The sequence below is a fragment of the Pseudomonas urmiensis genome, assembly GCF_014268815.2.
Taxonomy (GTDB): Bacteria; Pseudomonadota; Gammaproteobacteria; order Pseudomonadales; family Pseudomonadaceae; genus Aquipseudomonas; species Aquipseudomonas urmiensis.
The window spans coordinates 4,545,371-4,567,487 of sequence record NZ_JABWRE020000001.1; the positions used below are offsets into that span (position 1 = coordinate 4,545,371).

General features: G+C 63.1%; 14 protein-coding genes. 6 read left to right on the forward strand and 8 right to left on the reverse strand.

The window, feature by feature from the left end:
* Positions 1 to 252: 252 nt before the first annotated feature.
* The 4 genes from HU737_RS20620 (at position 253) to HU737_RS20635 (ending at position 7,118) form a co-directional block, all read left to right on the forward strand.
* The gene (locus HU737_RS20620) at positions 253 to 2,700 is read left to right on the forward strand and encodes a TonB-dependent siderophore receptor (RefSeq protein WP_186552729.1); all 2,448 of its coding nucleotides are present in this window, start codon (positions 253 to 255) and stop codon (positions 2,698 to 2,700) included.
* Between the two features lie 54 nt (positions 2,701 to 2,754).
* Entirely contained in the window at positions 2,755 to 3,867 is a 1,113-nt protein-coding gene (locus HU737_RS20625) for a PepSY-associated TM helix domain-containing protein (RefSeq protein WP_186552730.1), read from the forward strand.
* Positions 3,864 to 4,040, forward strand: coding sequence for a hypothetical protein (locus tag HU737_RS20630; RefSeq protein ID WP_186552731.1), 177 nt, complete (start codon positions 3,864 to 3,866; stop codon positions 4,038 to 4,040). The genes HU737_RS20625 and HU737_RS20630 overlap by 4 nt, the downstream gene beginning before the upstream one ends.
* A gap of 72 nt (positions 4,041 to 4,112) precedes the next feature.
* Complete coding sequence (locus tag HU737_RS20635; protein ID WP_186552732.1) at positions 4,113 to 7,118, forward strand: dermonecrotic toxin domain-containing protein; 3,006 nt, start codon at positions 4,113 to 4,115, stop codon at positions 7,116 to 7,118.
* Here the strand turns inward: HU737_RS20635 and HU737_RS20640 are convergent.
* The 8 genes from HU737_RS20640 to glnE form a co-directional block, all read right to left on the reverse strand.
* Positions 7,091 to 8,533, reverse strand: coding sequence for a lipopolysaccharide kinase InaA family protein (locus tag HU737_RS20640; RefSeq protein ID WP_186552733.1), 1,443 nt, complete (start codon positions 8,531 to 8,533; stop codon positions 7,091 to 7,093). The genes HU737_RS20635 and HU737_RS20640 overlap by 28 nt on opposite strands.
* On the reverse strand, positions 8,533 to 9,285 hold the full coding sequence (locus HU737_RS20645) for a lipopolysaccharide kinase InaA family protein (RefSeq protein ID WP_186552734.1): 753 nt from the start codon (positions 9,283 to 9,285) through the stop codon (positions 8,533 to 8,535). The genes HU737_RS20640 and HU737_RS20645 overlap by 1 nt, the downstream gene beginning before the upstream one ends.
* Entirely contained in the window at positions 9,282 to 10,016 is a 735-nt protein-coding gene (locus HU737_RS20650; protein ID WP_186552735.1) for a lipopolysaccharide kinase InaA family protein, read from the reverse strand. Before HU737_RS20650 ends, HU737_RS20645 begins: the two co-directional genes overlap by 4 nt.
* Positions 10,016 to 10,822 (reverse strand): lipopolysaccharide core heptose(I) kinase RfaP, encoded by an 807-nt coding sequence (gene rfaP, locus HU737_RS20655; protein WP_186552736.1) that lies wholly within the window; start codon positions 10,820 to 10,822, stop codon positions 10,016 to 10,018. The genes HU737_RS20650 and rfaP overlap by 1 nt, the downstream gene beginning before the upstream one ends.
* Positions 10,819 to 11,943, reverse strand: a complete 1,125-nt coding sequence (locus HU737_RS20660) for a glycosyltransferase family 4 protein (RefSeq protein WP_186552737.1) — start codon at positions 11,941 to 11,943, stop codon at positions 10,819 to 10,821. The genes rfaP and HU737_RS20660 overlap by 4 nt, the downstream gene beginning before the upstream one ends.
* Complete coding sequence (gene waaC, locus HU737_RS20665; protein WP_186552738.1) at positions 11,943 to 13,001, reverse strand: lipopolysaccharide heptosyltransferase I; 1,059 nt, start codon at positions 12,999 to 13,001, stop codon at positions 11,943 to 11,945. Before waaC ends, HU737_RS20660 begins: the two co-directional genes overlap by 1 nt.
* On the reverse strand, positions 13,002 to 14,051 hold the full coding sequence (gene waaF, locus HU737_RS20670) for a lipopolysaccharide heptosyltransferase II (protein ID WP_186552739.1): 1,050 nt from the start codon (positions 14,049 to 14,051) through the stop codon (positions 13,002 to 13,004).
* Between the two features lie 222 nt (positions 14,052 to 14,273).
* Entirely contained in the window at positions 14,274 to 17,207 is a 2,934-nt protein-coding gene (glnE, locus tag HU737_RS20675) for a bifunctional [glutamate--ammonia ligase]-adenylyl-L-tyrosine phosphorylase/[glutamate--ammonia-ligase] adenylyltransferase (protein WP_186552740.1), read from the reverse strand.
* 383 nt (positions 17,208 to 17,590) lie between these two features.
* On the opposite strand from glnE, the gene aceE reads away from it, so the two are divergent.
* On the forward strand, positions 17,591 to 20,236 hold the full coding sequence (aceE, locus tag HU737_RS20680) for a pyruvate dehydrogenase (acetyl-transferring), homodimeric type (RefSeq protein WP_186552741.1): 2,646 nt from the start codon (positions 17,591 to 17,593) through the stop codon (positions 20,234 to 20,236).
* 12 nt (positions 20,237 to 20,248) lie between these two features.
* Entirely contained in the window at positions 20,249 to 21,892 is a 1,644-nt protein-coding gene (gene aceF / locus HU737_RS20685; protein ID WP_186552742.1) for a dihydrolipoyllysine-residue acetyltransferase, read from the forward strand.
* The last annotated feature ends 225 nt before the right edge of the window (positions 21,893 to 22,117 follow it).

Genomic DNA, 22,117 nt, shown 5'->3' on the forward strand with positions numbered 1-22,117 from the left:
CGCGATAGCGTCAGATCGCTATGTGCGGGGGCTCATGCCGACGCTATCGCGGGGCAAGCCCGCTCCCACGTGGCAAGCTCACGCAAACATTCATGCAGCCCACTCCACGCAGCCAGTTCCCACGCAGCCAGCGCCTTGCGCGTTTGTACACCTGGCAGATTGACCAAAAAATAATTTCGACAGCCCCCTGTCACTTTTCAAATCTCGTTCGGCAAGGAAGCAGTTAGCACTTATCCGTCGAGGAGCCGCTGCATGTCCCGTGCTGTTGATTGTTTCCTGCGCCCCAGCCTGATGGCTCTGGCCATCGCCCTGGCCGCGCCGTTTGCCAGCCCTGCCGTTTACGCCGCCGAGCAGTCCGTGCGCGCCTATGATCTGCCTAGCGCGCCACTGGCGACCACGCTGAACCAGATCGCCAGCCAAGCCGGCATCGCCCTGGCCATTGATCCGGCGATCGTCAGCGGCCGCACCTCGGCCCCGGTCAGCGGCCAATATGACGCCCTCGGCGCCCTGCAAGCGGCCCTGCGTGGCAGCGGCCTGCAACTGCAACAGAGCAGCGTCGGCAGCTATAGCCTGGTTGCCACCCCAGACGGCAGCCTGGCGCTGCCGGAAACCGCGATCAACGCCAACAGCGACTATGAAAGCGCCTGGGGTGCATCCAGCGGCTACGTAGCCACTCGCACCGCCGCGGGCAGCAAGACCGATACGCCAATCGTCGAGGCGCCACGCTCGATGAGCGTGATTACCCGCCAGCAACTGGACGATCGTCAGGTACTCAACCTCAACGACGCCCTGCGCTACACCGCTGGCGTGCAGAGCAGCGGCTACGGCTCCGACTCGCGTGCCGACTGGCTGCGCGTGCGCGGTTTCGACCCAACCCAGTTCCTCGACGGCCTGCCGCTGCCCAAGGGTTCGTTCTCCAACCCCAAGGTCGAGCCGTGGAACCTTGAACGCATCACTGTGCTGCGTGGTCCAGCCTCGTCGGTGTATGGCCAGACCCCGCCAGGCGGCATGCTCGACATGGTCAGCCGCCGCCCGCAGGCCGAGAGCGTCAACCAGATCGAAGCCCAGGTCGGCAGCAACGAACACAAGCAAATCAACTTCGACAGCACTGGCAAGATCGACGACGAAGGCCGCTTTCTGTATCGCGTCAGCGGTGTAGTGCGCGACAGCAACTCGCCCATCGACCACATTCCCGACAAGCGCTATAACCTCGCGCCGAGCCTGACCTGGAACATCGATGAAGACACCAAGCTGACCTTCATCTCCCAGTACACCCGCGACGATACCGGCATCACTGGCCAGTTCCTGCCCCTACAGGGCACCAAGCTGGACTCTCCAGCCGGCAAGATCTCCCATCACAAGAACCTCGGCGAACCGGACTGGGATTTCTACGACCGCACCTACTACGCCCTGGGCTATGCCTTCGAGCACCGTCTGAACGACACCTGGCAGTTCCGCCAGAACCTGCGCTATACCAAGAGCGACCTGGCGTTCCAGGCCGTCAACGTGGGCACCATCAACACGGTCGACGCCGATGGCAACGTCAACCGCGAGGCGGGCATCGTCAACGAAGACATCAGCCAGTTCGCCGTGGACAATAATTTCCAGGCCGACTTCCAGACCGGCGCCATCAGCCACACCCTGTTGCTGGGCCTGGATCACCAACGTTCGAACACCAACTACCAGTGGCTGTATGGCGGCTCGTACGTGTATGACAGCAATGGCAACGTGATTGGCAACAATGTGCCGCCAATCAACGTCGGCAACCCGGTGTATGGCGGCGACATGTCCAATGTCAGCTACTTCGCCCTGCAGGACTTCAGCCAGAAAACCCGCCAGACCGGCGTCTACATCCAGGACCAGATGGCCTTGGACAACTGGCGCCTGACCCTCGGCGGACGTGAAGACTGGGTGCACACCGGCACCGTGTTCCACAACAAGGCCGATGCCACCAGCACCCAACGCGACAAGGCCTTCAGCGGTAACGTAGGGCTGAGTTATGTATTCGACAACGGCATCACTCCGTACATCTCCTACACCGAGTCGTTCCAGCCGGCGATGGGCGCCAACGTCGATTCGGCGCAATCGTTCGACCCGACCGAAGGCCGTCAGTACGAAGTGGGCGTGAAGTACCAGCCTGTCGGCAGTCAGACCTTGCTCACCGCAGCGGTGTATGACCTGACCCAGGAAAACGTGCGCGTTACCGAAGGCAGCATTACCCGCCAGGTCGGCGAGTTGCAGGTGCGCGGCCTGGAGCTGGAAGCCTCCACCCAGCTGACCGACAACCTCAAGGCGATTGCCTCCTACACCTACACCGACACCGAGATCACCAAGGGGCTGGCGAGCGAGAAGGGCAACCGCATGGCGTTGATCCCGCGCAACCAGGCAACCCTGTGGGCCGACTACACCTGGCACAGCGGCCCGCTTGACGGCTTCGGCATTGGTGGCGGCGTGCGCTACGTGGGCGATACCTATGGCAACACTGCCAATACCGAGATCGCCCACGTCAGCTCGTACACCGTCTACGATGCCTCGGTGCATTACGACCTCGGCCGCCTGGACAACAGCATGAAAGGCCTGAGCGTGGCGGTTGAGGCGAAGAACCTGTTCAACAAGGACTACCTGTCCAACTGCGATGGCTACTGGTGCTACTACGGCGACGAGCGCAATGTGGTGGCCAGCGTTAACTACAAGTTCTGAGCCATGCAGGGGCCGCTTTGCGGCCCCAAAGCAGGCGACACAAGAGCCCCCGTGATGAAAAGCCAAACCATCCGCCGCTGGTCCGCGATCCACACCTGGAGCAGCCTGATCTGTACGCTGTTCTTGCTGTTGCTGGCACTCACCGGCCTGCCACTGATCTTCCACCACGAGCTGGAACACCTGCTCGGCGATGCCCCTGAGCTGCGGCAAATGCCCGCCGACACCCCGCACCTTGATCTACAGCAGTTGGTGCTCAAAGCCGAGCAACATCGTCCCGGCGAGGTCATGCAGTATTTCGGCTATGACGAGGACGAGCCCAACGGCGTGATCGCCATCACCGCCGCCAGCGCGGGCAGCGACCCTAACGACTCGCATACCTTCATGCTCGACGCCCGTACCGGCGAGGCGGTTGCCATGCCTGCGGCCAATGGCGGCTTGATGATGACCCTGCTGCGCCTGCACGTGGACATGTTCGCCGGCCTGCCCGGCAAACTCTGGCTAGCGTTCATGGGCGTGCTGTTCGTCTTGGCGATCATCTCCGGCACCGTGCTCTACGCGCCCTTCATGCGCCGCCTGGAGTTCGCCACGGTGCGCCGCGACAAGTCACGCCGGCTGCGTTGGCTCGACCTGCATAACCTGATCGGCGTGGTCACCCTGACCTGGGCGCTGGTGGTCGGCGTCACCGGCGTGATCAGCGCCTGCGCCGACCTGGTGATCGCTGCCTGGCGCAACGAAAGTTTGACGGCCCTGGTCGCGCCCTACCGCGATGCGCCAGCGCTGACAGAACGAGCCCCCGCCAGTCGCCTGCTGGAAATCGCCGAACACGCAGCGCCTGGCATGCACCCCGACTTCATTGCCTTTCCCGGCACGCGCTTCTCCAGTGAGCACCACTATGCGGTGTTCATGAAAGGTGCCAGCCACCTGACCTCGCACCTGTTCACACCAGTACTGATCGACGCCAAGACCCTTGAGGTCACCGCAGTCGGCGACCGACCGTGGTACATGGACGCCCTCGGTCTGTCGCAGCCACTGCACTTTGGCGACTATGGCGGACGACCGATGCAAATCCTCTGGGCGCTGCTCGATGTCCTGACCATCATCGTACTCGGCAGCGGCCTGTACCTGTGGCTCGCCAAGCAGCGCAAACCCCGTGAGGCCAAGGCATGAGCCACAAGTCGCAAGCCACCGCGCGGATCTTCGCCTGGCCGGCCTTGATTGGCCTGCTCGGCGCCCTAGGACTGTTCGCCGCGTTGCTCGGCGACGGTTGGTGGGATGGGCTGTCCTGGCTTGGGCTGGGCATCCCGGCATGGTTGGCCATGCGCGGCCTGCTGCGGCGCTGAGGTATCGGGTTAACGCCAAGGCCTGGGCACTTCGCGGCAGCATGGGACATCCTCACCCCTCGGAGATGACCCGTGACGCCGTTGCTGCTGCTCCAGGCACTAGACACCCAATTAAACACCTTGCTGCCGCCACTGCCGGGTGTGGAATACCGCCTCGACCAGTGTCTGGCGAACCTCTTCCCAAGGCAAAACATCACCGCCCGCGCTCTGTACTTTGGCCGTTGGCAGCTGCTGGAACTGGTCGGTTTACATCTGTTCGATGGCGCAACCTTCACGCTGCCAGTTGCCACTGCCCCCCGCCATGACGCCTATCCGCAGCTCAGCCTGCCGGCCGACTTCAGCACGCGGATCGGCAGCTTTTGCGCAACCATTCGCCAGACCCTGCATGCCGATCTGGCAAGCTATTGGCTGGAGCGCGACAGCAAGGGGCTGAGCCGTGAGGTCCGCCTGGCGTCATTGCGCCGAGAGCAATTGTTCACCGAGAGGCGCTTACGCCTAAACGACCAGACCCTGTCGCCAGAACACGCCCAGTTGCTCAACACCTGCCTTGAATTGCCGCTGTCCTGGCAACGCCGACACCTGCCCGCCACTGGCCGCCCCCAGCTGTATCGCCCCCTACTGTCCGGCACGGCGCCAAACTGGCGTAGTCATCTGCCTGGGGTAATGATCCTCACTGAACACGGCCCTGAGGGTCGCTTGATCGAGGCTCAAGAGCCGGTCGGGCGAGTGATTTTGTGTAGCGTCGCGCATGGTATCGAGGCATTCGAAAGCCTCGCCACGCTGCATGTGGAGCTGTGTGAACGCCTTGAAGATCAACAACAGAGCGAACCACTGAGCAGACTGCTGGTCGAGCCGGAGCAGCAGCGACGTGCGTGCCGAGCCGAGCGCCTGCGCTATGACTGGTACAACGAAGACCTCGCGCAGTCGCAGGCACTGGCCATTGGCGATGCCCATGGCAAGCGCTTGACGCTCGCCTGGCGAACCGCGTTCGAACGCGGTCTGCAGCGTGACATCGGCCAGCTCGATGCCAAGCTGGCCAGTGCATTGAATCTTCACCACGAGCTAAGCAGCCACGGCCCTTTGGCCACCCGCTACGGTCTGCTGCTGGAAAAACACTTGCCCAACTGGTTGCGCACCACCAGCCAGCAAGGCGTCGCGCACATCATGCAAGCGATGCAGGAGCAGGTCGCAGCCATCCAGGCAGCTGCCGCACCGGGCATTCTCACCCTGGAGCAGTTCAACCAGCGCCACTCGCTGTTGAACTGGGTGCGCGAGCGTCTGCGCGAGTTCTTGCAGCGCGACCCTGGCATCGATACTGCCCCGCAAGATATCTCGATCAGCGTGACCCTGGCGCGTCAGGTCGGACCGCTGCTCAACCCGCTCGACAGCAGTGCCTATATTCCCGTGGTAAGCAACCCGCAGGCAGGCACAAGCGTCGAACTGGTCAAGCAGACCTATCGGCTGGACGAGCTGGCACTGCTCAACATCGCTTGGTTCGATGTCGATTACTGGCTGACCGCACGCGTGCATCTGGACAACGACCAGGCATTACCAGCGCTTACCCCGCTGAGGGTCAAACAGATCATTCGTCGATTGAACGCCGGCAGTAGTTATCAGGCTTATCTGCGCACCCAACTGCTCGATTCACCACATGGCCATTGGCGCCAGCAAGCGTATGAGCAACTCAACCGCACGCGCATGAATGCCGAAGCAGTGAAGGCGCGTTACGCAGGCCATTTTCAGCGTGACACGTTCGACCAGGGTTATGGCTGGGCCAATACCGCGATCCATGCGCCCGATAGCCACAACCGCCCTCATTACAACGAGCAACAGGTGATCGTGCGGCAGATACTGATCCAAGGGCAAACCTTGCTAGGGGTGCTATTGCTGGTTTCCCCGGAGAACTCGAACCGCATCGTGGCCTACTGCCCCGACGCGCCAGACCGTCGCCCATGGCGTGAATACACCAATGCCAGGGCGCTGATCCGCGCCGTGCGCACCGATACGCAGCTGCGCCGCTATGTCTTGCAGCGTTTGCCACTGGGCAACGGCAAAGCGTTGGAACAGCTGCTACTCAAAGGCCGCCTGGGCTCGCATATCAGCCTGCAGACGATCACCGGCAACTTTTACCAGGCGAGCTACCGGGCCGAAGTGAAACATCTACTGGCTCAGGCCGATAACGTGACCCGCAGCAACCAAGAGTTGCTAGGTCAATACTCGGTCAATGTACTGAGGCTGCTACTGGATATCGTCACCCTGGTCCTGCCGCAGGCAGGCTCGGTGGCACTGGCGTTCGGGCGCATGGGTATTTCCATCTGGGATGGCTTTGAAGCATTCGAACACGACGATCATAGCGGTGCCCTGCATCACGCCGTCGCCGCACTCGGGCATGCCACCGCGGGGCTAAACGATATGTCTGGTTCAGGGCTGATGCGTCGAGCCATGCGTGGGCTACCGAAACCACCGCCAGTACCGCTACCCAAGCACTACGAAGCAACCCCCGAAGTCGCCAGTTTGCGCTACCGCATCGATGCGCCCCACGGTGAGGCCGTCTACGAGCAGAGATCGGTCAGCCCCGGCTTGTCCCAGTACTACGTCAAGGACAACCTTGGCCGCTACTTCAATGTCACCTTCGACGGGACGCGCTGGCGCGCCATCGATCCAAACTTGCCCAATGCCTATCTGCAACTGCCCATCAAGCGCTGTCTGGATAGCAGTTGGGTGGTTGATTCACCGCTGCTCTGGCACGACGGGCTGCCTGATCTCCAGCAACTACTGGACGACTGCCGCCTGAAATCTACCCTGCAAGGTGTTGCTGACGCAGCCGATGAAAACCTGTTTGAAGAGAACACTCAGCTCTATGTGCAGCTGGGAGCGAATCAGTTTTCCGTGCGCCGCCATCTGCTCAAAAGCCACTACCACCTGGTAATGCCTGAAAGCCAGCGAGGCAGCGTTGCCGCTTGGGCGGTACTGCGCTGGCAAGATGACCAGTGGCGCATCCGGGTGCGCCAAACCGGCCGCAGCAGCGACTGGCTGGCGCTTCCGGCAGCTTACTCGGCAAGCCTTGGCAGCAGCTGATCGATACGTTGGTGCAGGGCACTGCCACTGGGCCAGTTGCGCAGCATCCGCGCCCGATCGCGGGAGTAGGCCGCAGCGAAGCTGAGCTGGGTGGCGTGCTGGCACATGGCGTCGAGATCGATCAGCGACCACTGGCCGTTCTGCCAGAACAGGTTGTGGCCCTTCATGTCGCCATGGCTGATGCGCTCGCGGATCAGTTGCTGCATGAGGTGAACCAGCGCCTGCAGCTGCTCTTGGGGTGCATCACCACTGTCGATATAGGGCTTGAAGCACTCGATCAGGTCTGGCCCATCGGCATATTCGGTCACCAGGTAGGCACGACTGCGCAGGCCCAAGACCCGTTGTTCGAGCACCGCCAGCGGCTTGGGCGTGGCGATGTCGAGAAATGTCAGGCGATGCGCCTCGATCCACGAATGCCAGGCCCGGCTCGGGCGCCAGAAACGCTTGAACCAGTGCGCGGTGTTCTTGATGTTGTAGCGTTTGAGCACCAACTTGCGCCCATCTACCTCGACCCGGGCGACACTGGCCGCGCCGCCGGTTTTGTACAGATGGCCCTGGTCGATCAAGGCGTCGGCCTGCTCCAGCACCGGTAGCATGGCCTCGACTTCTGGCCGGCGGATCGCCCGCAGGCCAGACAGGGTACGCTGCACGCTGAACAGGGTGCACTCTCGACCGGCCTTATCCAGGTAATCCTTCAGGCGCCAGGCACGGACCTTGTCGACCTGCTTTTGCAGAGCTTCCAAAGGCAGCGCATGCTCGCCGTTAGCCAGCAGATAGTGCACCAGCAACTCTTCGATGAACGGCTCCAGGCGCTTGGGCAACTGGGCGAAGAACACCCCAAGGTTTTCCAGCACGCGCTGGCGCGAGAGGTTTTGCCCTGGCGTCTCGGCTTTGATCCCGGCGCCGTCGATCAGGTACAGGCGGCCGTTGTGACGCAACAAGTTGTCCAGGTGCAAGTCCGTTTGCCAGAGGCCTTTAGCATGCATCTGCGCCACCGCAGTCAGTGCCTCGCCGAGCACCAGGTGCTGCTCGTCGGCCAACGGCGGCAGCGCTTCGACTTCGGCCCAGGCATCGCCCAGGCTCTCGGCGCCTTCGAGGAACTCGAACAACAACCAGCCGCCCTCGCCTTCCTTGAGGCCGTCGGCCAGCAGTTGCGGGGTGGTCAGGCCCTGTGCAGCCATCAGCTTGACGCCTTCGAGCTCACGCTGGAAATGCCGGGCAGCGTTGTTGCCGACCAACAGCTTGGCCAGCACCGGAGTGCCGCGCCAGATACCTGCACCGACGTAACGCTGGCCGGGCAGCACGCGCAACAAGCTGAGCAGTTGCAGCTCGGCACTGCCTGCAGCGTCGGCCAGGGTCACGCTCAGCGGCAAAGCCGGGCTGCGCCCGGCTACTTTCAATTCAGACAAACGCATCAACGTGCCTCTTTTTCACGACGGCGGCGCACCAGGCGCTGCAGCCAGGTCGCCACCAGCGGGCTGTCGGCGGGCTGCTCAAGATAGGCCGCCAGCATGCTGCGCACATCACCCTCGCTCCAGGCGCGGGTGCGACGCAGCAGTGGCTCCAGGTCCTTGAGCCGGTCACGCATGCCCAGCAGCAGTGGGCGGGTCTTTTCCAGGTCGATCAGCTGCGCTTGCCAGCCTTCGCGGCGCTCACGCAGGAAGATGTGCTTGGGATAGAAGCAGCCATGCACCTGGCCTGCGGCGTGCAGGGTGCGCGCCAGCTGACCGCAGGCCTGGAGAATCCCTAGGCGCTTCTCGGCAGCCAGCAGCGGCCATTGCTCGAGCAAGCTGTCCAGGTCGCTCCACTCGTCCAGGGCACGGGTCATGAGAATCGCGCGGTGCTGGCCCTTGCTCTTGCGCTCGCCATAGAACACCGCCTGCAAGGCCGGGATCTTGAGCTTTTGGTAGCGGCTGATATTGCGAAATTCGCGGGCGAAGGTCGGCTCGCCGAACGGCCGGTGCAGGGTCCGCGTGAGGTAATCGCACTGGCGCTTGAGGTAGTAGCCCTTGCCCTCGAGCTCCAGGCGAAACACGCTGCTCCAGCCGCCACGGCCGGTATTGGGTTCGTCCACGGCGTCCAGTTGCAGCGCCCACAGCGCTTCGAAATCGTTCAGGCCGTGGCGCTGCAGCAGCGCAAGATCGCCGCTGGCCAGGTAATCGGTCATTCCCTTCCCTCGAAAAAGCGCACCACTTCGCGCACCCGTTGCTTGTCGCGGGCATTGAGCCGTTGATGCCCGCGGTACTGCAGATAGAAACGCAGGCGCTGGGTGGCCGAAAGGTGGTACTTGGCAACCTTGTCCAGGCAGGCCAGGTCCTTGATGACCCGATGGCGGAGCATGAAGCCACGCCAGAAGTCACCGGTCGGACAATCGATGAAGAATAGCGTGCCCTGGTCATCCACCAACAGATTGCGCCACTTCAGGTCGTTATGGGTGAAGTGGTGATCGTGCATCACCCGGGTGTGCCGCGCCAGCTGCCGGCTGACGTGATCGACCCAGGCGCGATCGGCCAGGCGCGGATCATTGTGTTTGGCCAGCTCCGACAAATCCTCGGTACGCGGCAACTCACGGGTGATCATCGCCCCACGGCCAAAGGCCAGGCCCTTGCGCTCCAGGCCCCAGGCCACCACCTCGGCAGTGGGGATGCCCCACTTGGCGAACTGCTTGAGGTTCTGCCACTCGGCCTTGATTCGCGGCCGCCCCAGGTAGCGGCGCATGTGCTTGCCGGCCCCAGTGTAGCGTTTGACGTAGTAATTGACCCCGCCACGCTCGATGCGCACCACTTCACTGAGTGGGTCGCTGGTCAGGCGTTCGCCCTGCAGCGCGAACACCGCCTCGAGACTGCCAAAATCCGCCGCCAGCGATTCATAGCCCGGCGCCAGTGTCCAACCCGCCATCAGAGCGCATCCCCATAGCGTTGTTTGCGATCGTAGAGTTTCTGCGCCTTGCGTTCGAGCCAGGCGAGCAGCGCGGCCTCGTCAGCCAGGATCTGGCGTAACGGGCGCTGGAAATAGCCGCGCAAGAAGCGCAGCTTGTCGCGGCGGGTCAGGCCGATGTCCAGCGCCGAGAAGTACAGCGCGGCCAGGTCCTTGTCGCGCCAACGGCGGCTGATGCTGGCACGGGTCTGGGCACGGTGCAGGTCGATCACCGACAACTTCAGATCATCCGGGGTCACCGGGCGATCGGTGTGCAACAGAAAGTGGCATATATAGCAGTCGCGGTGGTTGACCCCGGCGCGGTGCATGCCGCCGGTCATCTTCGCCACTTCGGCGATCAGCGCATGCTTGAGGCGCGGCAGCGGCGGCTGCTTGACCCAGTCCAGGCTGAAATCTTCCAGGCTGATGGTCGGCGCCAGCTCTTGGGTGACGATGAACGAATGCTGGGTGGCAGGATTACTGCCGCGCTCGCCATAGGCGACGGCGGTCATGGTCGGCACGCCGACTTCGTGCAGGCGCTGGATGGCCCGCCATTCCTGGCCGGCACCCAACACCGGCAGCTTGGCGCTGAACAGGTTCTTGAAGATCTCGCCCCAGCCGATGCCGCGGTGGATCTTGACGAAATAGCCCTCGCCTTCGACTTCGGTGCGCAGCGTGCGGCGCCCTTCCAGCTCGCGGAACACTTCGCCTTGCAGGCCTTCGACGGCCTCGAAGGCATCGCGTCCGGTCCACAGGCGTTTGAACGGTTCAGCCAGTATCAGCTTCATGCGTGCTCCTGGTTGAGGATCACATCGGCAGCGTGCTGCGGCATGCTGTAGAGGTCGGCGCTGTCGGCAAATGCCAGGCCATTGCGCGACCAGGCGGCGCGGGCCTCGGCGTCTTCGAGCATACGCTGCAGGTAGCGGTTGAGCTGCTCCTGCTCGAACGGCTCATCCAGCACCAGGCCGCTATCGGCCTCGGCAATGTAATGGGCATAACCGCAGACTTTCGAAACCAGCACCGGTAACCCGGCGACCAGCGCTTCGAGCAGCACCGTACCGGTGTTCTCGTTGTAGGCCGGGTGGATCAGCATATCGGCGCCGAGCAGGAAGCGCGGAATATCGCTGCGCCCCTTGAGGAACTGCACTTGCTCGCCCAGGCCCAGGGTCGCACTTTGCAGCTGGAACACCTTGGGGTCGTCCTGGCCGATGACCATCAGCCGGGTGCGCTTGCGCAGGGCCGAAGGCAACGAGGCCAGCGCCTTGAGGCTGCGGTCGACGCCCTTGGTCTTGAACCCCGAGCCGATCTGTACCAGCAACAAGTCATCAGCGCCCAGGTTGAACTCCTGGCGAAACTGCGCGCGAATTTCAGCGGCGTTGTCTGGCGCGCGGCGATCCTGGGAGATACCCGGCGGCAGCAGGTGGAAACGCTCCACCGGAGTGTCGTAATACTTGATGAACAGCGGTTGCTGCACCTCGGAAATCATCAGGATCTCAGTGCGTGCATCGCGGGCAAACACCGCTCGCTCGTATTCGGCGAAGTGCCGGTAGCGGCCCCAGCGCCGGTACAGGCCGCCGCGCAGGGTCTGCGCCTTGTCTTCGAAGCAGCCGTCGGCGGCGTAGTAGACGTCCAGGCCCGGCATTTTGTTGAAGCCGATCAGGCGATCGACCGGGCGCTTGGCCAGGTCGGCTTGCATCCAGGCACTGAGCTTCTCGTTGCGCCGATGGTTGAACAGCGCCTTGACCGGCGCCACCAGTACTTCGAAGCCCGGTGGAATGTCCCCTTCCCAGATCAGGGTGTAGACCCGGATCTGATGGCCACGCTTCTGGCACTCAAGGGCAATGCGCATGAAGTCACGCTGCAGCCCGCCGAAGGGGAAGTATTTGTAAAGCACGAAAGCCAGTTGCATCAACGAACATCCTCAGCCAGCAGCAACGCGCTCAAGCGGCTCGCCACATGCTCGGGATTCAGGCGAGTGAAGCACAGCGGCCACTCGCGTTTGAGATCGAACCGGCGCAGATCCTCGGCGCTCGGTTTGTAGGTGCACTTCTTCTGCAGGCAAGGCGCGCAGGGGAAGTCGCTCGCCTGGTGGACCTGGACACGTCCATAGGCGCCGGTCAAACCAGGGTTGGTGGGGCCAAACAGCGAGATGGTCGGCACATCCAGCGCCGCGGCCAGATGGCCCAGGCCGGTGTCCACTGCCACGCAGGCCTTGGCGCCCGCCAGTACGCGGGCCACGCCCGCCAGGTTCAACTTGGGCAGTACCTGGCAGTTATTCAAGCCCTGGGCGATGCGCTCGGCGCGCGCCTTCTCGGCGGGGTTACCCCAGGGCAGGCACACCTTGAGGTTGCGCCGGCCCATGCGCTCGGCCAGTTCGCGCCAATAGGCTTCCGGCCAGTGCTTGGTGGCCCAGGTGGTGCCATGCAGGAACACCACGTAGGGGGCTGCTGGCGGCAATTGCAGACGATCGAGGTCCAGGCCGTAGTTGCCGATGCCTTCCGGCAAGTCATAGGCCAAGGCCAGGGCGAACAGCTGGCGCACACGCTCGACGGCGTGCTGGCCAACCGCGACCGACAGCGGCCGGTCATAGAAACGACTGGCCCAGCCTTCGCGCGCAGAGAAGCGATCGAGCCCTGCCACCGGCGCCTTGACGTAGCGGGTCAACCAGGCCGACTTGACCAGGCCCTGGGCATCGATCACCAGGTCGTATTTGCGCTCACGCACGCGCTGCTTGAAGGCCTTCCACTCGCCGCTCTTGAGGGTCTGCCAGATATTCTTGCGCCAGCGACGGATCGCTACCGGGATGACCTGGTCGACCGCCGGGTGCCAGCTGGGGATCTCGGCGAAGCCCTCCTCCACCACCCAGTCGAAACGAATCCCGGGGATGGCGTGGGCGGCATCGGTGAGCGCTGGCAAGGTATGGATGACATCCCCCAGCGAAGATGTCTTGATGATCAGCACCCGCACTTAGTCGACCTCAGCCACGGTATCGATCAGGTTCGGCCCGGCCAGGTGCTGCAAGGCAGCGATGACCTTGCCAGGCTCCAACAGGCGCAGGCAGTTGTAGTGGCCGAACCGGCAGGTCCGGTCGAAGCATGGGCTGCAATCCAGGCCCAGGCGCACCACCTCGACCTGCTCGGCCAACGGCGGGGTGAAGCCCGGCGAGGTCGAGCCGTAGACTGCCACCAGCGGGCGGTTCAACGCAGCGGCCACGTGCATCAGGCCCGAATCGTTGGACACCACCGCGTCGGCGCAGGACATCAAGTCGATGGCTTCGGCCAGCGAAGTTTCGCCTGCCAGGTTGCTCGATTCTTCACGCAGCCCCGGAATCAACCGGTCGCGGATCGACTCACCCACCGGGTGGTCGTTCTTCGAGCCGAACAGCCAGACTTGCCAGCCTTGGCGAATCATCGCATCGGCAACTTCAGCGTAATGCTCGGCCGGCCAGCGCTTGGCTTCGCCAAACTCGGCACCTGGGCACAGCGCCAGCACCGGGCGATCCAGGCTCAAGCCGAATTTGGCCAGGGCGGCTTCACGGCTGGCGGCTTCGATCTGCAAGGTCGGTCGCGGGTACGGTTTAGGCAACTCGGCGCCCGGCGTATAGGCCAGGGCCATGAAGCGCTCGATCATCAGCGGATAACGCTCTTTATCGAGCTTGCGCACATCGTTGAGTAGCAGGTAGCGCATCTCGCCGCGCCAGCCGGTGCGCTTGGGGATACCCGCGAAGTACGGCACCAGCGCCGACTTGAGCGAGTTGGGCAACAGGATCGCCTGGTCGTACTGGCCAGCCAAGGATTTGCCGATGCGCCGGCGCGTCGCCAGCTCAAGTGCGCCGTGGCCAAGCGGGAAGCTCAGGGCCTGGCGTACTTCAGGCATACGCTCAAGGATCGGCCGGCTCCACTCGGGCGCCAGCACGTCGATCACGCATTCGGGGTGCTGCTGCTTCAGGCAGTGGAACAGCGTCTGCGCCATTACCATGTCGCCGACCCAGCTGGGGCCAATGATCAGTATTCTCATGCTTTGTCCAGAAACGCTCGGGGATAACCCATACCGTGCTGCAACGGCCGACATGGCAACGGGCTTGCCCTGCGATAGCATCGTTGTGTGACGATGCCATCGCGGGGCAAGCCCGCTCCCACGCAAACCGCTCGCGCGGGCTTCGAGGCGAGCCATCCCTCTTTATATTCAGGCTATATGGCGTGCAGTGTACCACTGGTGCCCTGTCGTCGCCCTGAACGCTCAACTCAGGCCAAGCTCACCCCAGATTCGCCGCACCTCGCGGCGCTCGTCGGCGAACTGGGCGGCATCGATGACCCCGGCCTGCTTCTGCAAGGCCTGGCGATGCGAGGCCGAACGGAAGGCCTTGTACACCTCACGCAGCAACACCGCATCGCTGGCGGGCACCAGGCCGGCCTGTTCGAGCTCTTCGAGGATGCGGATATTGTCGGTCCAGCGCAGCAACGCCGGGTGGTCGTGGGACCAGGCCAACGCTGCGTACTGGACCATGAATTCGATATCCACGATACCGCCGGCATCCTGCTTGATATCGAACGGCACGCCCGCATCGAAGGCGTTGCTGGCAGTGCCGGCGGCGGTGAGCTTGGTGCCGAGGTTGTCACGCATCTTGGCACGCATCTCGCTGACCTCGACGCGCAGCTTGTCGAGGTCTCGGGCCTGGCCCAGCACCTTGGCGCGTACCGCCTCGAAGGCTGTGGTCACTTGCTTGCAGCCTACCAGCACCCGTGCCCGGACCAGGGCCTGATGCTCCCAGGTCCAGGCTTCGCCTTGTTGATAACGCTCGAAGGCACCGAGCGAGCTGACCAGCAGCCCGGAAGCGCCCGATGGCCGCAGGCGCATGTCGACGTCATACAGCTGGCCGGAGTTGGTCTGGGTGGTCAGCAGGTGAATGATGCGCTGGCCCAGGCGGGTGAAGAACTGCGCGCTGTCGATCGGCTTGGCGCCGTCGGTCTCGGCATACAGGTCGCCGTCGTGAATGAATACCAGGTCCAGGTCCGAGCCATGGCCCAGCTCCAGACCACCGACCTTGCCGTAGCCGACGATGATGAAGCCCGGATCGCACAGGCTGCCATCGCTGCGCTTGGGCTGGCCATGACGCGCCACGGTCTGGCGCCAGGCCAGGGCCAGCACCTGGTCGAGAATGGCTTCGGCGAGCCAGGTGAGGTAGTCGCTGACTTTCATCAACGGCAGGTTGCCGCTGATTTCCGAAGCCGCCACGCGCAGGCTGTGCGCCAGCTTGAAGTGACGCAGCGCCTCCATCTGCTGTTCCAGGTCATCTTCGGGGATGCGCGTCAGCCGCTCACGCAGCTCCGAAGCCAGCTCCGGCGCCAGTGGCGGGCTGAACAGGCGGCCTTCATTGAGCAGTTCGTCGAGCAGCAGCGGATAGCGGGCGATCTGCTCGGCAATCCATGGGCTGGCGGCGCAAAGCGTCAGCAGGCGGCGTAGAGCGCCTGGGTTTTCGGTAAGCAGAACCAGATAAGCCGAACGTCGCGCCACCGCTTCGACCAGCGGCAGCACCCGTTCCAGCACCAGATCCGGGTTGTCGTGCTCGACGGCCTGGGCCAGCAGGCGCGGAATGAAGGCATCCAGGCGTTCGCGCCCCAAACGCTGCATCGAACGCAACTGCGGGCTGGCGCGCAACCCAGCCAAACGCCGCAGGGCTTCGGCAGGCTGGCGGAAACCGGCTTCCTCCAGCTGTCGGCAAGCGGCTTCTTCGTCCTGGGCCTGCTCCCACAGCGGCGACCACTCACCGCCCACCACCAACTCGCCCTCGCCTTCGTCTTCATCCGGGTCGGCGATCACCTGGCGGAAATGCCAGTCGATGCGCCCGCGCCAGTACATGAGCTGATCGTGGAAGCTGTGCCAGTCGGCAAAACCGAGGATGAAGGCCACCCGCGCGCGGTCGGTATCGTCTTCGGGGAGCATCTGCGTCTGGCGGTCGGCGATGGCCTGGATGGCATGTTCGGTATACCGCAGGAATTGGTAGCCTTCGCGCAACTCGGCAACCACCGCCGGCGGCAGGTAACCCTGGCCCTCCAAGGTTGCCAGGACTTTAAGCAGTGGCCGCTGCTGCAGGCTCAGGTCACGCCCGCCGTGGATCAACTGGAACGCCTGGGCGATGAACTCCACCTCGCGGATGCCGCCCGCGCCGAGCTTGATGTTCTCGGCCATGCCTTTGCGGCGCACTTCCTGCTGGATCAGCTGCTTCATGGTGCGCAGTGCTTCGATCGCCGAGAAATCCAGGTAACGGCGGTAGACGAACGGGCGCAGCATCTCCTGCAGTTGGGCACCGGCCGTCTGGTCGCCCGCCACCACCCGCGCCTTGATCATGGCGTAGCGCTCCCAGTCACGCCCCTGGTCCTGGTAGTACTGCTCCAGTGCATTGAACGACAGCACCAAGGCACCCGCCGAGCCATAGGGGCGCAGGCGCATGTCGACGCGGAACACGAAACCATCGACGGTCACCGGGTCGAGCGCCTTGATCAGGCGCTGGCCCAGGCGGGTGAAGAACTCCTGGTTATCCAGCGAGCGTTTGACCCCTTCGGTCTCGCCGCCTTCGGGGAAGGCGAAGATCAGGTCGATGTCCGATGACAGGTTCAGCTCCACCGCGCCGAGCTTGCCCATGCCCAGCACCACCATGTGCTGCGGCTCGCCACTGCGGTTACCGATCGGTGTGCCGAACTGCTGGCAGTGGCGTGGGTACAACCATTGATAGGCCTGGTCGATACAGGCATCGGCAAGGTCCGACAGGTCGCGGCAAGTCTCGCCCAAGGCGGCCTGGCGGGTGATGTCGCGCCAGATGATGCGCAATTGCTGGCGGTTGCGCTCGCGGCGCAGATTACGCGCCAGCTCATCTTCGCTTTGCGCCGCCTGGGCCACGCTGGCGATCCGCGCACAGAGCTGGCCCGGGGCGAAAGCCTGCTCCAGCTCGCCGCTGCCCAATAGCTCGAAGAACATACCGGGCTCACGCTGGACCTGGCCGAGGACGAAATCACTGGCGGCGGCAACCTGATCGAACTGTTGCCGATGAGTGGCGCTCAAAGCGTCCAGGTGCAATTGATCGTGGCCAGCGACGGCATCGGTGAGCAACTGCTGGTTGCGAACGACCAGTGGTTGCAGGGCGGCAGGCAGATCGAGCGGCAAAGGCAGGCGCATGGACTATCCTTGATCGGCGTGAATCAGAGGGGTAAATGCGGTCGCGGCGAAGCGGGACCACGGTTGGACTGTCATACAAAAGTTGGAAATAGCTGAAATAGTCGAATCATTGGCAAGAAACATCATGAATCACCCGCCTCGAACACACCGCCAACCAACATGAACGTTTTTCCTCACAACCCGGGGTGCGACCAAACGTCGCATTTCTGTAGTATTACTACTACCCCGACCGTCTAAAAGCATGAAATGCGAAAGCTTTTGTAGTAAAACTACACGGCGCCGGATCACACTCCGGTAATCCAAGAATTCACGACGTCTGCCCATAAGGCCAGTCGCAAACTCAGGCCCCCGATTCTGGTGGCCTTTCCGCCCTGGAGCAAGCCATGCAAGACCTCGATCCAATCGAAACCCAGGAATGGCTGGATGCCCTGGAGTCGGTCCTCGACAAAGAAGGCGAAGACCGCGCTCATTACCTGATGACCCGTATGGGCGAGCTGGCCACCCGCAGTGGTTCGCAGCTGCCGTATGCCATCACCACGCCATACCGCAACACCATCCCTGTCACCCACGAAGCACGCATGCCTGGCGACCTGTTCATGGAACGCCGCATTCGCTCGTTGGTGCGTTGGAACGCCCTGGCCATGGTCATGCGTACCAACCTGAAGGATTCGGACCTGGGCGGACACATCTCGAGCTTCGCCTCCAGTGCCACCCTGTACGACATCGGCTTCAACTACTTCTTCCAGGCCCCGACCGAAGAACACGGCGGCGACCTGATCTTCTTCCAGGGCCACGCCTCGCCTGGCGTCTACGCCCGCGCCTTCATGGAAGGCCGGATCAGCGAAGACCAGATGAACAACTTCCGTCAGGAAGTCGATGGCAAGGGTCTGTCCTCGTACCCGCACCCATGGCTGATGCCTGACTTCTGGCAGTTCCCGACCGTTTCGATGGGTCTGGGTCCGATCCAGGCGATCTACCAGGCACGCTTCATGAAGTACCTCGAAGCGCGCGGCTACATCCCGGCCGGCAAGCAGAAAGTCTGGTGCTTCATGGGCGACGGCGAGTGCGACGAGCCGGAATCCTTGGGCGCGATCTCCCTGGCTGGCCGCGAGAAGCTGGACAACCTGATCTTCGTCATCAACTGCAACCTGCAGCGCCTCGACGGCCCGGTTCGCGGCAACGGCAAGATCATCCAGGAACTCGAAGGCGTGTTCCGTGGCGGTGGCTGGAACGTCAACAAAGTGGTCTGGGGCCGTTTCTGGGACCCACTGCTGGCCAAGGACGTCGACGGCATCCTGCAACGTCGCATGGACGAAGTCATCGACGGCGAGTACCAGAACTACAAGGCCAAGGACGGCGCGTTCGTCCGTGAGCACTTCTTCAACACCCCAGAACTCAAGGCCATGGTCGAAGACCTGTCCGACGAAGAGATCTGGAAGCTCAACCGTGGCGGTCACGACCCGTACAAGGTCTATGCGGCCTACCACCAGGCGGTCAACCACAAAGAGCAGCCGACTGTCATCCTGGCCAAGACCATCAAGGGTTATGGCACCGGTGCTGGCGAAGCCAAGAACACCGCGCACAACACCAAGAAGGTCGACGTCGAGAGCCTGCGTCACTTCCGCGATCGTTTCGACATCCCGGTCAAGGACGAAGAGCTGGAAAACCTGCCGTTCTTCAAGCCTGAAGAAGGCAGCGCCGAGGCCCGTTACCTGGCCGAGCGCCGCAGCGCCCTGGGTGGTTTCGTGCCACAGCGCCGCGAGAAGAGCATCAGCATCCCGACCCCGCCACTGGAAACCCTGAAGGCGATCCTGGACGGCTCGGGCGACCGCGAAATCTCCACCACCATGGCCTTCGTGCGGATTCTGGCGCAGCTGGTCAAGGACAAAGAGATCGGCCAGCGCATCGTTCCGATCATCCCGGACGAAGCCCGTACCTTCGGTATGGAAGGCATGTTCCGCCAGCTGGGCATCTACTCCTCGGTCGGCCAGCTCTACGAGCCAGTCGATAAAGACCAGGTGATGTTCTACCGCGAAGACAAGAAGGGCCAGATTCTCGAAGAGGGCATCAACGAAGCCGGCGCCATGTCGTCGTTCATTGCTGCGGGCACTTCCTATTCGAACCACAACCAGCCGATGCTGCCGTTCTACATCTTCTACTCGATGTTCGGCTTCCAGCGTATCGGTGACCTGGCCTGGGCCGCTGGCGACAGCCGCACCCGTGGCTTCCTGATCGGCGGTACCGCCGGCCGTACCACCCTCAACGGTGAAGGCCTGCAGCACGAAGACGGTCACAGCCACCTGCTCGCCGGGACCATCCCGAACTGCCGCACCTATGATCCAACCTACGGCTACGAGCTGGCGGTGATCATCCAAGACGGCATGAAGAAGATGACCGAAGAGCAACAGGACATCTTCTACTACATCACCGTGATGAACGAATCCTACCAGCAGCCAGCCATGCCGGCCGGTGTCGAGGAAGGCATCGTCAAGGGTATGTACCTGCTCGAGGAAGACACCAAGGACGCGGCCCACCACGTTCAGCTGATGGGCTCCGGCACCATCCTGCGTGAAGTCCGTGAAGCGGCGAAGATCCTGCGTGAAGAGTTCAACGTCGGCGCCGACGTGTGGAGCGTCACCAGCTTCAACGAACTGCGTCGCGACGGCCTCGCCGTAGAACGCGCCAACCGCCTCAAGCCTGGCCAGAAGCCACAGCAGACTTACGTCGAGCAGTGCCTGAACGGTCGCAAGGGTCCGGTTATCGCATCGACCGACTACATGAAGATCTTTGCCGAGCAGATCCGCCAGTGGGTGCCGAGCAAAGAGTTCAAAGTCCTGGGTACCGATGGCTTCGGTCGCAGCGACAGCCGCAAGAAGCTGCGTCACTTCTTTGAAGTCGACCGTCACTTCGTGGTGCTGGCTGCCCTGGAAGCCTTGGCTGACCGTGGCGAGATCGAACCTAAGGTGGTGGCTGACGCCATCGTCAAGTTCGGCATCGACCCGGACAAGCGCAACCCACTGGACTGCTGAGGAGTATTTTAAGTGAGCGAACTCATTCGCGTACCTGACATCGGCAGCGGTGAAGGTGAAATCATCGAGCTGTTCGTCAAGGTTGGCGACCGCATCGAGGCTGACCAGAGCCTGCTGACCCTGGAGTCCGACAAGGCCTCCATGGAGATCCCTGCCCCCAAGGCAGGCGTGATCAAAGAGCTGAAGGTCAAGCTGGGCGATCGCCTGAAAGAAGGCGACGAGCTGCTGGTGCTGGAAGTCGAGGGCGCCGCTGCGGCGTCCGAGGCTCCGGCCGCAGCCGCCCCTGCTGCGCCCGCCGCCGAAGAAAAACCCGCTGCCGCCCCGGCTGCAGCACCTGCCCAGGCCGCAGCTCCAGCTGCAGCCAGCGTGCAGGACATCCACGTGCCGGACATCGGCTCGTCGGGTAAGGCCAAGATCATCGAAGTGCTGGTCAAGGTTGGCGACAGCGTCGAAGCCGACCAGTCGCTGATCACCCTGGAGTCCGACAAGGCCTCCATGGAGATCCCTTCGCCTGCCGCTGGCGTGATCGAAGAAGTGATCTGCAAGCTGGACGACGAAGTCGGCACTGGCGACCTGATCTTCAAGCTGAAAGTCGCAGGCGCGGCTGCTGCCGCACCGGCTCCAGCGCCAGCCGCTGCTGCGCCGGCCAAGGCTGACGCGGCTCCGGCCGCCGCGCCTGCCGCTGCCCCTGCCGCCGCTCCAGCACCGGCCGCCACCGCTCCAGCGGCTGGCAGCAACGCCAAGGTCCATGCCGGCCCGGCAGTGCGTCAGCTGGCCCGCGAGTTCGGCGTCGACCTGGGTGCAGTAGCAGCCACCGGTCCGCACGGTCGCATCCTCAAGGAAGACGTGCAGGTCTACGTCAAGGCCATGATGCAGAAGGCCAAGGAAGCACCGGCAGCAGCGGGTGCAACCGGTGGCGCAGGCATCCCGCCGATCCCGGTGGTGGACTTCAGCAAGTTCGGTGAAGTCGAAGAAGTCGCCCTGACCCGCCTGATGCAGGTCGGTGCCGCCAACCTGCACCGCAGCTGGCTGAACGTGCCGCACGTGACCCAGTTCGACTCCGCCGACATCACCGAGCTGGAAGCCTTCCGCGTTGCCCAGAAAGCGGTGGCCGAGAAGGCGGGCGTCAAGCTGACCGTGCTGCCACTGCTGCTCAAGGCCTGTGCCCACCTGCTCAAGGAACTGCCGGACTTCAACAGCTCGCTGGCACCAAGCGGCAAGGCGATCATCCGCAAGAAATACGTGAACATCGGCTTTGCCGTGGACACCCCGGATGGTCTGCTGGTCCCGGTGATCAAGAACGTCGATCAGAAGAGCCTGCTGCAACTGGCTGGCGAAGCCGCGGCGCTGGCCGAAAAAGCCCGCACCAAGAAGCTGTCGGCCGACGACATGCAAGGCGCTTGCTTCACCATCTCCAGCCTCGGCCACATTGGCGGCACCGGCTTCACGCCGATCGTCAACGCGCCTGAGGTGGCGATCCTCGGTGTATCCAAGGCCACCATGCAGCCGGTCTGGGATGGCAAAGCCTTCCAGCCCAAGCTGATGCTGCCGCTGTCGCTGTCGTACGATCACCGTGTGATCAACGGCGCCGCAGCTGCGCGCTTCACCAAGCGCCTGAGCGACCTGCTGGCGGACATCCGCACCATGCTGCTGTAACGCGCTGCAACCTGCCTTCCCATGCGCGAAGGCAGGCCCCCTTTCGAGCTGCCACGCTCGTACCTCAACCCCGCCCTTGGCGGGGCTTTTTTTTGCCCAGGCCAGAGCGGCTTTAGCCGTCAACCCGCCCTAGCAACCTTCAGACTTCACTCAGCCTGCCGACAACCTGTTCACAGCATCCCTTATGGCCGCTTGCCAGCCTCCGGGACATGATGCAACCTTGCC

Coding starts and splice junctions, on each gene's coding strand:
- HU737_RS20620 (WP_186552729.1), top strand. CDS start 253: ATGTCCCGTGCTGTTGATTGTTTCCTGCGCCCCAGCCTGATGGCTCTG.
- HU737_RS20625 (WP_186552730.1), top strand. CDS start 2,755: ATGAAAAGCCAAACCATCCGCCGCTGGTCCGCGATCCACACCTGGAGC.
- HU737_RS20630 (WP_186552731.1), top strand. CDS start 3,864: ATGAGCCACAAGTCGCAAGCCACCGCGCGGATCTTCGCCTGGCCGGCC.
- HU737_RS20640 (WP_186552733.1), bottom strand. CDS start 8,533: ATGCGTTTGTCTGAATTGAAAGTAGCCGGGCGCAGCCCGGCTTTGCCG.
- HU737_RS20645 (WP_186552734.1), bottom strand. CDS start 9,285: ATGACCGATTACCTGGCCAGCGGCGATCTTGCGCTGCTGCAGCGCCAC.
- HU737_RS20650 (WP_186552735.1), bottom strand. CDS start 10,016: ATGGCGGGTTGGACACTGGCGCCGGGCTATGAATCGCTGGCGGCGGAT.
- rfaP (WP_186552736.1), bottom strand. CDS start 10,822: ATGAAGCTGATACTGGCTGAACCGTTCAAACGCCTGTGGACCGGACGC.
- HU737_RS20660 (WP_186552737.1), bottom strand. CDS start 11,943: ATGCAACTGGCTTTCGTGCTTTACAAATACTTCCCCTTCGGCGGGCTG.
- waaF (WP_186552739.1), bottom strand. CDS start 14,051: ATGAGAATACTGATCATTGGCCCCAGCTGGGTCGGCGACATGGTAATG.
- glnE (WP_186552740.1), bottom strand. CDS start 17,207: ATGCGCCTGCCTTTGCCGCTCGATCTGCCTGCCGCCCTGCAACCACTG.
- aceE (WP_186552741.1), top strand. CDS start 17,591: ATGCAAGACCTCGATCCAATCGAAACCCAGGAATGGCTGGATGCCCTG.